A 12289-nucleotide genomic window follows, 5' to 3' on the forward strand; every position below is an offset into this window, starting at 1 on the left:
CATAGTGGTTCGGGTATTCCTTCTCAGGTGATGGGGGCGGTCCAGAAGAGGGGCCAGGTACGGGCACCAACGAGGCCGTCTGCCTTGACGCCCTTATCCGCCTGGAAGTCCATGACGATGGCCTTGGTCTGGGGGCCGAATTCGCCGTCAACGGTGATCTTCCAGCCGCGTTCCTTCAGCCGGGACTGGAGAAGCCGGATGTTCTTCTTGTCCACGGGCGTGGTGCCAGCGTGACATTCCGGAATGGCGGACTTGATGCCGAAATAGTGGCCGGAGGGAAGCGGAAACTTTGGCGCGGTCTTGACGCTCGGCTTGTCATCCTTCGCAGGCTCGGGCTCGACCTGGCCGGGCTCCGCGTACGAGGGGTAGCCGAAGCCAACGATGTTTCGGTAGCTGCGGTAGAGCTTCCTGAAGCCGTTGCTGACGTTGCCCTCATAGGTGATGAGCAGGCCGTCAGAGGTCCTACCGGCGACGACGCCGACGTGGTCAATGGCGGAGATGCCCTTGCTCGCGCCCCAGTCGAAATAGACGAAGGCACCCTTCCGGGCCTGGGTGCCGAAACGGCCCTTCTTGGCGAACCACTGGGCATGCCACACGGTGTAGGCGAAACATCCGGCCTGCTTGAGGGCGTTCTCTGCGACCTGCTCGCCGCCCTTACGCCTGCCCGCCTCGTAGGCGATCCACGCGAGGCTCATGTCACACCAGGCGGCGGCGTCGAAGGCAGCGTTCGCGACGCGGTCCCCGTACCACTTGCCGTACTTAGTGACGCCGCCCTTACCTTCGGTCGTGCCGATCTGCTCCTTGGCCACGGCCAGGAATTCGGCGGAGCTGATGCCGATCAATGCCGGTACTCCTCAACCCACTCAGGAAGCTCCAGCTCGTCCACGATGTGGATGGCCGGGTCGCGGTCGTGCTCGGTCAGGCCAGCGCCGTGCTTCGGCCGGACGGGGACGGGTTCCATGGGTGCTCCTTATCCCGGTTAGATAGACGGTCAGCGGACGCCGTAGCTGCGCCGGTAAGCGCGGAACTCGATGGCAGTGGGCGCGGAAACGGCACCATCGCGATTCGGCGTCGGGTCGTACTCAGCGCCCTCGCGCACGCCCTTAGCGAGGCTGGCGTTCATGGATCGCGGCTGCGGATAAGCCATGTCCGGTCCTCTTCCATTGCTGACGATGAAACGTACAAGCAATAGGTTATGGGGAGGAACCGGACTTTTTATAATTCAGCCGAGACGCCAGCTCGGGAGAAACTCGGCCAGCCGGTGAGAGGTGTACTGACTGGTCGAGAACTTGTCTTCCTTCTTGCGCATTTCCACGGGGCCGAGAACTTCCGTCTTCCCGTTATTCACGAGGTGCTCTTCCGGTGCTCCCTTCGGAGCCCACTTCTTCCCCTGTGCCTGGTGTTCGAGCGACGTCGCCATATTGAAGTCGCTCGGCCAGTCGTAATCGTCAGGCGAGATCCGGATACCGGCATGAACACCAGTCGGCCCAGGCCGCGAGTTGATCTTCAGCTTGACGCGGTCGAGCAGCCGGTCACCACGCCTGGACGGCACGTTGCCCAGATAGCCGTCCGGGTACTGGGCCTCCGGCGTACGCGGATCGTCACCACTCCGGCGCGCGTCCAGGACGTCCCGCCAGTTGACGGGCAGGCTCCCGCCTCCGCCTGTGGCCAGAGCCTCACTCTGGCCCTGCGGGACGTACCAGGAGTTAGCGGAGTACTGGCGGGCCATCAGATCCAGATCGATCGCTGCTCGGTCTGCTGCGGCTGTTCAGGCTGTCCGCCGTTGCCGCCCAGGCTGCTGACGCCGCTGACGATGTTGCTGGTAGCCGAATTCGCGAACTCGCCGACGCGAGAAGCGGTTCCGGCCGACGCGCCCATGCGGGTAGCGCCGCTGGCAGCCGTACGCGCGACTGCGCCACCGGCAGCACTGGCAACACCGCCAGCCTCACCAGCCAGCATGGGCAGCACACGAGAGGCGATTGCTGCGATTGCGGGAAGCGGCATTACATCCCCTGCCCGTACTGGCGCTTCGCCCAGAAGTCGCGGTTGCCGACGGCCGACCGGACGATCCGGGTGTTACGCAGGTTTGCCGACTCGGCCGGGTCGTTGCCGACGACCATCTGAGCACGCGGAGCGTAGGTCGCGCCGTGACGCTCGTGGGTCTGACGCCGGACGCCCTCACTCAGCGCGGCCTCGATCATGCCGCCCTTGGCATTACCGGACTTCCGAACGGGCTTGGTGTACGAGGACGGAGCGCCGGAGACGTTGCGGACGTTGGCCGCCTCCGTACCCATGGTCGGGAACTTGGTCGTGGTCTTGTCACCCACGATTTCCTCCAAAACGGTTATTGGAACCAGAGCAGCTTTTGATACGTGGACTCTGATACGCCGTTTCTAGAGGGAAGCACTTGGCCCGGCAGGAGCCTGTTTCTCTCCGATTCCCCGAATCCCAGAGTGCTGGGCTGGATCTGCTCCAGCACCGAAGTAGGCCGGTAGCCACCCTGATAAGGGCGCGTGCCAGACGACATGGCCGAAGATGCGAAGGCTTCGGTTCTGTTCTCCACTGCGCTCCTTAGCAACGGGTCTCTATCAGCCTACGGTCAATCGACGAGAATCTTGTAAACCAGCGCACTGACCTTGCCGTCCGCCATTTCTACCGTCGTGAAGCCGATCCTCGCGGCCAGCGTGATGCCGCGCGAGCCGACGTACGACTGAGCGATGGCGATACCCTTCGAGGTCTGATTCACCGCACCCGCCCCAATGGCTCGAAGGCTGACCTGCTTGCCGTTGTAGATGGCGTGGGCGATGGCGCTCGCAAGCTTCGCAGCGTCGCTGCTGGCAGACACGCGGAGCAGCACCGACTTGTCGTCATTCTCTTCAATCTCGGAAACCATGTGTTTCTCCTTTTCGGGTTTCCCAATCTGAGCCGTCTGTTTCAGATTAGGGAAAAGGAGCGCAAGGTTTATAACGAGAAAAGCCCCCGCCCGCTCAAGCGGGTCGGGGGCCTCTCCCAGGGATCACCAACACACACAGAAAGGAAAGTGCATGACTCCAGTCCGATCTGTGTCCTATTATGCCACACGTTCTGTGTGTAGCACTACCTCCTTGATTGCCCGAATTTCGTGGAGGCGGGCGTCAGAGCCGTATCCCTCGGTGAGATACTTAGCCATTCTGGCGAGAGTGTAGGAGTCGGCCTCGTTGTCGTTCTTGCACTCGATTCCCCACCTTTCCTTCACGCCGTCGATCACCTCCTGTTTGCTGGCGTTCCCCTTTCCGGAAGCAAAGAGTTTGACCTTGGTCGGAGCGATGATCGTGGGGTAGCAGGCTGGCTCGGGAAGGTGCCAGCGCAGTACCCGCTTTACCGCGTAGGCGAGAGATCCGGCCTCTTCCCGCCGGTTCTGGGAGTCGCGCGAGAATCCCTCCATCGCCACGTGAACCGGATACTCCGGCAGCAGACAGATCTGCTCCCCCAACCACCGTTCAACGTGCATGAGCCGGTCCACGCCCTTGCCGTACTTGGTCGCGGTGAATTTCACCACGGAGATATCGGCGTAGCCGTCGTACAGTCGCGTCAGGCCGAAGCCACCAAAGGACTGGTCGATCCCCAAAAAGAGGCTCACCAGGTCTCCACCAGCTCGGCCAGCTCACGCACCTTGAGCGGCATGTCGGACAGGTCAGTGGCCGAGAGGTCGAGCAGGTGGTCTTCCGTCCCTGGCGAGAAGTACTCGCTAACGTGATCGTTGACGGGTCCTACGCCATCGCGATGAACGCGAACCACCTTGAACTGACCGCGAAGCATGTGGACACGATCGCTCAGGGCCTTTGCCTCGTGGAGGAAGCGCACGTCGGAGATCACCACCCGCCCCGAGTTCGGGAGCTGCTCAAGTACCTGGCCAACCCAGACATACGGGTTGATCAGGCTCTTGACGGCCTCCCCGGTGACCTGGAGCAAACGACGGACCTCCGGGAACTTGCGCTTGGCGTCGTCCCATCCGAGATCCTCTACAAGATCGCTCACACGGCGGCAGGACCAGTCGAGCGGCACTCCACGGGTGTCCTCGAAGCCGGGAGCATCAATGATGGGGTCGATCTCCAGCAACAGCTCTTTGAGCCGGTCGGCGAAGGCAAACTTCCTGTAGCCGTGCTCACGGACCAGAAGGTCGGCTACCGTGTCCTTCCCCGCGCCCGCGTATCCGCTCAGGCCGATAATCCGGAGACTCACTTCGGCACCTCGTCATCAGGAATGCGCTGAATGCCGAAGTAACCGCTGCGCTTGACGACTCGCCACCACCCGACAACTACGCCCTTCCCGAGATAGATGTCCGGAAGCATCTTGTCGAAGTCGCTCCAGAACATCGGGAATTTGTGGCCGTTCCGGTCTTCCCAGAGAATCGAGAACGACGACGTCCGCCGGTCATATCCGGCGTACATCAGAGTCGCCAGGAAAGGCGTGACAGTGCGGCGAGTGATTCCCTGTATCCAGGACGTATCACGCACCATGTTGCCCTTCGAGTCGAAAGGCACGTCTTCGAGAATCATCATCAGCCGCCCGAACCTCCGCGTCCGCCGCCACCGAATCCGCCCCGAGAAATAACCGTTCCGGAACGGGTAGAGATGTTGGCGTTCGACGGCCGGATGGTGGTTCCGCCACGGACATATCCGCCATGGCTGGAGCCGCCGTAGATGTAGTAGAAAGCGCTGTGGCCTCTGTCGCAGTTCTCGTCAGCCACGATTCGATGCGTACCGTCCGGCTGCGGGGTACGTTCTACGCAGTCGGCGACCACGTCAGGTCCGGACGAGCAGGCCGTCATCACCAGGGCGGCAATGGTGGCGATGCTCGCGAGTTCGATCTTCTTGGAGGACTTTTTCATTCGCCCGACTTTCTGGAACGCGGCCCCGGTCCCTGTGCTCGCACAGCGAGTTGACGGAGCTTAATTTCAGCCTGGTCAGGGTGCGTTCTCATGACACTCCTGAAGTCATCGCTGAGCACGCACGCCACCAGATCGTTGATGGCCTTGCTCTGGCGCACCAGCTCCGGAGCGACCTCGCGCATGACCAGGTAGAAGGTGAGGTCTCGGCCGTATTCGTCGTCGGTCAGGCGCAGGCCGTCAGGGAAGCGCCTGGCGGTGAACTCCGGGTCTCCCGGCTTGCCGGGCCAGAAGTCCTGGACAACCTCATCCGCCAGCTTCTCCAGGTAATTGAGCGTCTCAGCGTTCACGCCGCCTCCAACAGCAGGTTCTTGGCGCGGACCATGAGATTGGCCGCCTTGGCTTCCCAGCTCTGGTCACCGCTCGACCGCAGCCATTCGCCGGAGGCCAGCTCCACGAGCAGGTCCAGCGTCGGCCGGTTCAGCTCGGCCTCGTACTGGGTGAGGAAGTCGCCGATCTCCTTGTTCCAGCGGGCGTCGTACAGCGCGTGGTGGACGATGCCCTGCTGGTCGGGGAGCTTCGGCCTTCCGAGCCTGCGGGCCTCCGTCATCAGGTCGTTCGTATACATGGGGACGTGCTTGGGAAGCTCCGCCATCGGCCCGAAAATCTGGGCCAGGCCGACGTGATCGTAAGCGCCGAAGTAGGCGAACAGCTCCGGGTGCGGCGTGTCGGCAACGAACTTGGAGACAGCCTCACGCATCTGGCTCTGGTACAGGACCTTGGACATGTCCTGGTGCTGGAAGTCCCAGCACTCCCAGCCGTCGGCCTCGGTCAGGCGCACTGGCAGGTGCGGGGCGACGTGCTCACGCAGGAACGCGTGCTCCTGGAGCGCGGTGTACGGCAGTTCTGCGCTGATCGCGTACAGTTCACGCCCATCGTCAGCGACCATGCCGATCGAGATCAGGTCGATCACGCGGCCGGAGTCGTAGAACTCCAGGTCGTAGTAGATCCTCACGCGTCCTCTCCCTCTTTGGTAGACGCGTCCTGCGGGAGGATGAAGCGGTCAGTGACGTCCACCCAGCCGGAAAGGCCGTAGTGGATCCCCGTCCATGTGGCGTACACCTTCGTCCTTTCCAGCTCGGCGTCCGACATGGCGTTGAGACGCTGGGTGAGGTGACCCTTGGTGGTGTAGGGCCGGTCGCGGTTGCTGCCAACGAGCAGGTAGATGGTCTTGGGGAGCTTCTCGTCCACGATGCGCGGGGAGCGGTCGAAGGGCGGGACGTCGAGAACGGTGTCAGACACAGGGATTCCTTTTAGAGTTCGAGTGAGAGGCCGCGCCGGGCGGCGCGGCCTGCGGGGGTGGTCAGCCAACGACGGTGAGGTTCTCGATCCGAGAGATGGTCACGGTGTCGGCCTGGTAGTACCGACCGTTGCCACGCGAGCGACGCTCCGGCTTGACGGTGACCTTGGTGACCGTCTTGTCGCTCTCCCAGGACCAGCCCTTCCGGGTGACGATCTTCGTGACCTCACCTTCGACCATGGAGTAGGAGGATCCGTACTCGGAGGCGTAGAGGACCTTGCTGCCGACGGTGATGTCCCTACCGCGCCAGTCCTTGATCACGATGTTCACTTCGACGGTGGGCTCAGCAGCAGGGGGAGTGAGGTAGGAAGGCAGGAAGCTGTTCATTTCAGTTCTCCTTAGATGAGGTCCGCGAAGGCGGCCGAGTCGATTTCGGACAGGACAGTGAGCGCCATACGCGCGAATTGCTGAATTTCGGCGTCGGCAGCGGGAGCGATGCGACGCTGGATGACCTCGCGCCAGGCCCGGAAATTGCCGGTGACGACCATTTCGACGGGCGTCATGTTCGGCAGGACGGCGCGGGCGGCTTCGCGCGCCTGCTTGCGCTTGAGGCCCTTGGAGATGAGTTCTGTGGCGAGGGAGTTGTACCAGCTCAGCATTTCCTCATAGCGAGCGGTAAGGGCCATGACCAGCTCGTGATCCCCGGCGATAGCGGGCGGAATGACCGGCTTGTCATCCGGCGCGCAGTAGCGCTGGCTGATGACGCTGAAGGACAGGTGCCGGTGTCTGGTGATCTCCGCCAGGAAGGCCCTGGAGACGTCCTGCACGTACAGCGTGGCGGAGGAGTGCTCCAGGATGGACAGGTGTCCCTGGGCGATGATGTGGGCGACGTAGTCGGCGTTCTTCTGCGTCGCCGGGTTCTTCTTCTCCCAGCTCTGGTAGCACAACCTTCCCGCGAATTCCGTCAGGGATTCGGTGTGGCCTGGCCAGCCGCCATCCGGCTTAGGATCGACTGGCAAGTACTTGAGCTTCTCATCCACGACCCTCCCGCCGTTGAGGCGAGTGGAGGCAATTACAGTGACTTCCAAATTGTGCTCCGGTTAGTTGTTCCAGCGATTGTTTCTGGCCTCGCGATCGGCGCGGCCGGTCCTTCTGGTGAGTTCGCGGGAGACGAGGAAGACATCCCTTTCCAGGGCCTCGTAAACGGTCTCCGTGAGTTTCCGAACGGCGTAGGCGTTGGTCACGACCTGGCGGGCCTCTACAACGTCGGGGTCTTCATCGGCGGCGGCTTTTGCGGCGGAGACTGATTTCGCGGCTTTGCCGCTGATGAGAACCCGAGCCCGGCGCACGTCCAGCTCTGCCTCCGCGTCCTTCTCATCGATCGCCGCCAGACTGAGTTGGCCTCCGGCGTAGGCGACCCATGCGTTGAGCAGGGCGAACAGCTCCATCAGCTCGGCGTCCGCCAGCTCCGTCAGGTCCTTCGGCAGTCGCGGCCGGGACTCGTCGGGCTGCTCGGGCAGCTCCAGTCCGGCGGCTTCCAGCGCGAGCGTTGCTGCGCGACTTGCTTGGCTGGTCGGCTTCGTCTCGGACGTCTTGGTTCTGCTGATTCGGCGCAACGTCGCTCCAGCACTGGGAGAAGTAGGGGCAGGCTTTACAAGTGGAGGAATCGCGGTCGAATTCGCGCTCTGGGATCGTCCCGGTTTGGTAGACGGCATCCTTGATCGCGGTGGCCTTCTCCAGAAGAGGCTCTACGACGGACAGGTCCAGCGTGATCCCGAATTCCTTCGTCGCCTGGTTGGGCTTGAATTCGTAGATGAAGGAGCCGCGCCGGACCTCCAGGCCCATGAGGCGCATCGTGATGTAGAGGTATATCTGGAGCTGGCGGACATGGCTAGGCAGCGGCTCCTGAAGGTCGGCCCACAAGCCGTCCAGGTCGTAGAGCTTCTTGCCCGCCTCTTCGCTCTCGAAGTAGTACTTCTGGAGCAGCTTGGGCGCGTCCATGCGGAGGGTTCCCATGCCGATCGTCTTGATTTCGATCAGCCGGGCCTTCTTCAGCAGCATGCCGTCGGAGTGGCCCTCAATCAGGAATTCCTTCTCGGCCCGAATCGGCACCTCGGCATACCGCACGGCCGGGGATTTGCACTGTGGGCAGGTGACCGGGTCGAGCTGAATGCCGGTAAGCCAGCCGCAGTGCATGCACTTCCACTGGCCGTAGAGGTCGCCACCCAGTCGGAGCCAACCCTGCCATTTGTCGTGGAGCGCGTGTCCTGTGGCGAAAATGCCTTCCTGCTGGAAGTTGAACTCGCCCTTGGTCATCAGCTTACCGGCGCGGGCGTTCATGATCCGGTAGAAGGTGTTGCGGGCGCACCAGTCGTCCTTCGCCATCTCCGAGGGGTGGATGACGTCGGTACGGCGGTCGATCGGCTTGAGGTGCTCGGCGGCCAGGTCGTTGGAGATGTCCCCGAGAACGTCCCAGTGCGTTCCCTTGCGCTTGCTGATTTCGGCGAGAGTGCCGGTCAGCTTTACGGCAGGTCGTCGTCCTCGTCCGCTGCCTGCGCCAGGATTTCTTCCTCCGGCGCGTCCGGTTCCGTTGGCGGGTGCCATTCCCAGTTCACCTCCTTCAGGGGAATCCCTGTGGCCTTAGCCTCTTGCCGCAATTTGTGCCGATCGTGGGGGAGCATTCCGCCCCACGTTCCGGCGCTTTCGTTGTTCACACAGGCGAATCTCAGGCAGTAGTCCCGAGCAGGGCAGGGGCCGTCGTAGACGTCGTTGCCGTTACAGACGCCCAGGACTTCCGGGTACTGCGCGGGGTCGAACCAAGGGTCGTCGTCGATATGTGGCCTGGCGTGGTGCACGCAACGAGCCCCGGCAGACCCCCAGTTGATCGATGGGATACGGAGACGCAGAACCACTACTCACCGACCATCTCGCGTAGATCTTCGTCGGCGATGACGTCCCACTTTCGGCCGCACATTTCGATCTGGAAGACCATGGTTCTGCCGTCCATGAGCGCTATCTTCTCCGCTTCCCGCAATTCCTTGTCCGTGAGCCGGTAGGAGGCGGCGGAGGTGGTTTTGCATTCGATGGAGAAGCGCGCGGATCTGACGTCGTTTTTTCTGACCCAGCCGTTTCCAGAACCCGAGTTTCGAGTGCCTTCCCACTGCTTGGCCGTCCGCTTCTCTTGGTTCTGAGAGGCTCGGTGTATCTTGCTCACTTCTGCTGACTCCTGCGCATCAGCCGCTCGGTGAGCCAACCCATCATGATGACGAAGACGGCGAGGTTCTCGGCGATCCGCACCACATTCCACTGGAAGATCCCAGCGACGACCGCCATGGCAGCCCACATGGCCATGAACCCCAGAACAGCGGACACGAAATCGAGCTGGTCCAGCCAGGTGGCCAAGGTCATGAGACGCTTACGCATTAGCGGCCTCCTTCACCCACGCCGCCGGAAGTTCGCCCTCGCGGGGCTTGCCCCAGAGGATCTGGTTGCCAGACGTGTGGAGGGCTTCCAGACCGACCTGTCTTGGCGGCCAGCACTCGCCGCCCTTGTGGTGCACGTCGAAGGCCGTGATGCCAGTAAAGGTCCGGTGACAGCCGGAGCAGTGAGCGCGGGTTTCTCCGCCCCACTCAGCAGGGCAACCGCCGCAGGTAATCATCAGAGCACCACCAGCACAACAAACAGAGCGATGAGACCGAGGATGAGCGCGCCGACGCCTGCGAGGATCCACACCACGCCGTCTTCGACACGGCGATCTCTTCTGTGAGCGGACATTCAGCACTCCCCGTTTTCGCAGCGCTTGCGCATGTCCTCGTATGCGCTCCAGATGGCGTCAGCGGCCAGGAGGGTGAGCATTCCGGCCAGCAGGCCGAGACCGAGGATTACCTTCATCGCGTGATCTCCCTGTGTGGGTGGGTCCAGTCGCAGGAGGGGCCACCTGCGCGGTAGCCGTCGTAGATCACGCACGTCACGTACCAGCCGTCAGACAGCCGTATCTGTGTCTCGGCCCAGAAGTTTCCGCCTGTGTCCTCGTGCGTCCAGGAGTAGATCACTGGGGGGTTCTGCTGGGCCACAGCCGGGGTGTTGGTGCTGCATCCAGCCACGATGCCGACCACAGCGCCAGCGGCAGCGGCGATCAGCCAGCCGGGCCTCACTAGTCTCTCCACATCTTCAGGCCGATCCACGCCATGCCGAGGAGGAAAGCGCAGAGGAGCAGCAATCGCAGGGTGTAGAAGATCTCAGCAGCCATTACTTGCCCACCTTCACCTGCGGCTTGGGCGGCTCCACCTTGGGAGGCGTGACGATCTTGGGCTGCGTCTGCACCTTCGGTGGGGTCACTACCTTCGGCTGCGCCTGCGTCGGCCGGACTGGCACGTAGCGGGTGGCGGTGGGGCGGTGGTTGATGTCGAACTCGATCTCGACGCCACCATCTCCACTCGCGCCCGTGTCGGTGTAGCAGGCGTCATTCGACCCGCAGGCCGACAAGGTCAGGGCCGCCGCAGCGGCGAGACCGGCGATGAGAGGGCGATTCACTGGGGGTTCTCCATGATCTGGGTGAGTAGGTCGATTGCTTCGGCCCGAAATTCTTCAGTCTTGGTCGGCTCGCCGGAGGTCCACTGGAGCGTCTGGAGGTAGTCCCGCATCGCGCGGGCGTTGTGCTTCCAGACGATGTCCCGGCGGATACCTGTAAGCAGCCGGTCGGCCTGCTCCTGGGTCCGGCACACGGCGGCGAGGTAGCAGCCGGAGCAGCCCTCCAGGTTGACCACGCCGTACCGGCCTTTCGTGTCACGAAGAAGCAGACGGGTGTTTCCCCTGTAGAAGCCGTCTTCGACTCGGAGGAGTACTTCGTGGCCGAGAACCTTGATGAACTCCTCCAGGCCGCCGAATTCGTCGCTCCAGTCGAGTTCGCTCATCGACTACCGATCATGTAAGCGAGCAGGACGTAGACAACAGCAGCGACGTAGCAAAAGCCGATGCCAGCGAAGATGTAGACGATGATGTCCCAGATCATTCGGATTCCTGCTCTCTCATGCGCTCGGAGTCGGGCTTTGCGGCCTCGATGAGAATCTTCGAGCGAAGCTCTTCTTGCAGGTCCAGCTCCTCGCGGATGCTGCCGAGAAGATCTTCCTTGCCCTTCCACTTCCGATCGCCGTAGGTGTAGATAGCACCGCCACGGCGGATGACGTCGTACAGAACGGCGTACACGAGGTATTCCTTGGCCAGGTCGTAGTCCCCCCGGAAATATCCGAGAAGGGGCGCGTCGGCGAAGTAGAAGTCCACGCTCGCGACCCGCTGCGGGGGAGCGCTCTTGTTCTTAACCGTCTTCGCCTTGATGACCTGACCGACGCGCACCTTGCCCTTTCCGGGGCGGGCTTCGTCGATGAACTCGTCTCGTGTGATCTCGACCCGGCACCAGAAGGCGTAATTCTTGGCGTTGCCGCCGGGCGTTGTTTTCGGTGTTCCGCGCGGGCTGTATCCGCCGATCTGGTCGCGCCACTGGTTGATGAAGAAACAGGTGAGTGCCCTGTCGCTGCCATCCATGCTGCGGATCATGGCCTCACCGACCTTGCGGAAGAACTTCCCGGTCAAGCGAGCGCCGACCGCCATGACGGCCTCGCTCATTTCCTTTTCCGACTCCTCAGAGGGAGTGAGGGCGGGGTAGGAGTCCAGGACTATGCAGTCAACGGTGCGCGAGGCCGCGAATTCCAAGATGGTCTGGTAGGCGAATTCCATCGCCTGCGTAGGGATGACGATTACTCGATCATTGTCTACTCCCAACTCTTCCGCGCGTTCGCGGTTGTAATGCTCGGCGGCTATCCAGAGGGTGGTGAATTCTGGGTTGAGAGCCTGGTTGGCCGCGATGGTCTTGAGGACGATCGTGGTCTTCCCGTGGCTTTCCTTCCCGATGATTTCGGTCCACTTGTTCGTGGGCCACCCGCCGCCGAGCATTACATCCAGCGCAAGGGACCCGCTGGTGATGTACTGCCCAGTCGCGATGTCGGAAGCGAGGGTGATCGAATTCTCCCCGTGCGTCTTCCGAACCTTGGCGATCAGCGCGAGTGCATCGCTATCGAGTCCCATGAGTGAGTTCCCTTTACTGACCATCGGCTTTGAACACGATC

25 protein-coding genes are annotated in these 12289 nt (G+C 62.3%); all 25 read right to left on the minus strand.

Annotated elements, in window-relative coordinates; genetic code table 11:
* Positions 1-23 precede the first annotated feature (23 nt).
* A complete protein-coding gene (locus ID574_RS05180) occupies positions 24-842 on the minus strand; it encodes a peptidoglycan-binding domain-containing protein (protein WP_188187566.1) in 819 nt (272 codons plus the stop codon).
* Complete coding sequence (locus tag ID574_RS61470; protein WP_262495940.1) at positions 839-961, minus strand: hypothetical protein; 123 nt, start codon at positions 959-961, stop codon at positions 839-841. The genes ID574_RS05180 and ID574_RS61470 overlap by 4 nt, the downstream gene beginning before the upstream one ends.
* Positions 962-991: 30 nt before the next feature.
* Positions 992-1147, minus strand: coding sequence for a hypothetical protein (locus ID574_RS05185; RefSeq protein WP_188187567.1), 156 nt, complete (start codon positions 1145-1147; stop codon positions 992-994).
* Positions 1148-1222: 75 nt separating this feature from the next.
* Positions 1223-1729: a hypothetical protein gene (locus ID574_RS05190; protein ID WP_188187568.1), complete on the minus strand. Its 507-nt coding sequence runs from the start codon at positions 1727-1729 to the stop codon at positions 1223-1225.
* A complete protein-coding gene (locus tag ID574_RS05195; protein WP_223166376.1) occupies positions 1729-1968 on the minus strand; it encodes a hypothetical protein in 240 nt (79 codons plus the stop codon). Before ID574_RS05195 ends, ID574_RS05190 begins: the two co-directional genes overlap by 1 nt.
* 35 nt (positions 1969-2003) lie before the next feature.
* Positions 2004-2327, minus strand: coding sequence for a hypothetical protein (locus tag ID574_RS05200; RefSeq protein WP_188187570.1), 324 nt, complete (start codon positions 2325-2327; stop codon positions 2004-2006).
* Positions 2328-2599: 272 nt separating this feature from the next.
* Positions 2600-2893 (minus strand): stage V sporulation protein S, encoded by a 294-nt coding sequence (locus tag ID574_RS05205; RefSeq protein ID WP_188187571.1) that lies wholly within the window; start codon positions 2891-2893, stop codon positions 2600-2602.
* A gap of 177 nt (positions 2894-3070) precedes the next feature.
* The gene (locus ID574_RS05210) at positions 3071-3619 is read right to left on the minus strand and encodes a hypothetical protein (protein ID WP_188187572.1); all 549 of its coding nucleotides are present in this window, start codon (positions 3617-3619) and stop codon (positions 3071-3073) included.
* Positions 3616-4221: a nucleoside/nucleotide kinase family protein gene (locus ID574_RS05215; protein WP_188187573.1), complete on the minus strand. Its 606-nt coding sequence runs from the start codon at positions 4219-4221 to the stop codon at positions 3616-3618. Before ID574_RS05215 ends, ID574_RS05210 begins: the two co-directional genes overlap by 4 nt.
* Positions 4218-4541 carry a hypothetical protein gene (locus tag ID574_RS05220; RefSeq protein ID WP_188187574.1) on the minus strand — a complete coding sequence of 108 codons (324 nt, stop codon included), beginning with the start codon at positions 4539-4541 and terminating at the stop codon, positions 4218-4220. Before ID574_RS05220 ends, ID574_RS05215 begins: the two co-directional genes overlap by 4 nt.
* Positions 4541-4870: a hypothetical protein gene (locus ID574_RS05225; protein WP_188187575.1), complete on the minus strand. Its 330-nt coding sequence runs from the start codon at positions 4868-4870 to the stop codon at positions 4541-4543. Before ID574_RS05225 ends, ID574_RS05220 begins: the two co-directional genes overlap by 1 nt.
* Positions 4867-5217: a hypothetical protein gene (locus tag ID574_RS05230; RefSeq protein ID WP_188187576.1), complete on the minus strand. Its 351-nt coding sequence runs from the start codon at positions 5215-5217 to the stop codon at positions 4867-4869. The genes ID574_RS05225 and ID574_RS05230 overlap by 4 nt, the downstream gene beginning before the upstream one ends.
* Entirely contained in the window at positions 5214-5882 is a 669-nt protein-coding gene (locus ID574_RS05235; protein WP_188187577.1) for a 3'-5' exoribonuclease domain-containing protein, read from the minus strand. The genes ID574_RS05230 and ID574_RS05235 overlap by 4 nt, the downstream gene beginning before the upstream one ends.
* Positions 5879-6169, minus strand: a complete 291-nt coding sequence (locus ID574_RS05240; protein WP_188187578.1) for a hypothetical protein — start codon at positions 6167-6169, stop codon at positions 5879-5881. Before ID574_RS05240 ends, ID574_RS05235 begins: the two co-directional genes overlap by 4 nt.
* Positions 6170-6230: 61 nt before the next feature.
* Entirely contained in the window at positions 6231-6554 is a 324-nt protein-coding gene (locus ID574_RS05245; RefSeq protein ID WP_188187579.1) for a hypothetical protein, read from the minus strand.
* 11 nt (positions 6555-6565) lie between these two features.
* Positions 6566-7207 carry an FAD-dependent thymidylate synthase gene (thyX, locus tag ID574_RS05250; RefSeq protein ID WP_223166377.1) on the minus strand — a complete coding sequence of 214 codons (642 nt, stop codon included), beginning with the start codon at positions 7205-7207 and terminating at the stop codon, positions 6566-6568.
* 60 nt (positions 7208-7267) lie between these two features.
* Positions 7268-7615: a hypothetical protein gene (locus ID574_RS05255; RefSeq protein WP_188187581.1), complete on the minus strand. Its 348-nt coding sequence runs from the start codon at positions 7613-7615 to the stop codon at positions 7268-7270.
* Positions 7542-8771: a hypothetical protein gene (locus ID574_RS05260; protein ID WP_188187582.1), complete on the minus strand. Its 1230-nt coding sequence runs from the start codon at positions 8769-8771 to the stop codon at positions 7542-7544. Before ID574_RS05260 ends, ID574_RS05255 begins: the two co-directional genes overlap by 74 nt.
* Positions 8690-9079, minus strand: coding sequence for a WhiB family transcriptional regulator (locus ID574_RS62680; RefSeq protein WP_442939218.1), 390 nt, complete (start codon positions 9077-9079; stop codon positions 8690-8692). The genes ID574_RS05260 and ID574_RS62680 overlap by 82 nt, the downstream gene beginning before the upstream one ends.
* Positions 9079-9381 (minus strand): hypothetical protein, encoded by a 303-nt coding sequence (locus tag ID574_RS05270; RefSeq protein ID WP_188187584.1) that lies wholly within the window; start codon positions 9379-9381, stop codon positions 9079-9081. Before ID574_RS05270 ends, ID574_RS62680 begins: the two co-directional genes overlap by 1 nt.
* Entirely contained in the window at positions 9378-9590 is a 213-nt protein-coding gene (locus ID574_RS05275) for a hypothetical protein (RefSeq protein ID WP_188187585.1), read from the minus strand. Before ID574_RS05275 ends, ID574_RS05270 begins: the two co-directional genes overlap by 4 nt.
* Positions 9583-9825 carry an FDXHR family putative zinc-binding protein gene (locus tag ID574_RS62685; RefSeq protein ID WP_442939219.1) on the minus strand — a complete coding sequence of 81 codons (243 nt, stop codon included), beginning with the start codon at positions 9823-9825 and terminating at the stop codon, positions 9583-9585. Before ID574_RS62685 ends, ID574_RS05275 begins: the two co-directional genes overlap by 8 nt.
* Before the next feature lie 590 nt (positions 9826-10415).
* Positions 10416-10700 (minus strand): hypothetical protein, encoded by a 285-nt coding sequence (locus ID574_RS05280; protein WP_188187586.1) that lies wholly within the window; start codon positions 10698-10700, stop codon positions 10416-10418.
* Positions 10697-11080: a hypothetical protein gene (locus tag ID574_RS05285; protein WP_188187587.1), complete on the minus strand. Its 384-nt coding sequence runs from the start codon at positions 11078-11080 to the stop codon at positions 10697-10699. The genes ID574_RS05280 and ID574_RS05285 overlap by 4 nt, the downstream gene beginning before the upstream one ends.
* Before the next feature lie 94 nt (positions 11081-11174).
* The gene (locus ID574_RS05290; protein ID WP_188187588.1) at positions 11175-12248 is read right to left on the minus strand and encodes a RecA family protein; all 1074 of its coding nucleotides are present in this window, start codon (positions 12246-12248) and stop codon (positions 11175-11177) included.
* Positions 12249-12289: the final 41 nt, after the last annotated feature.

This window comes from Nonomuraea sp. SYSU D8015, from assembly GCF_008065375.1.
Lineage (GTDB): Bacteria > Actinomycetota > Actinomycetes > Streptosporangiales > Streptosporangiaceae > Nonomuraea.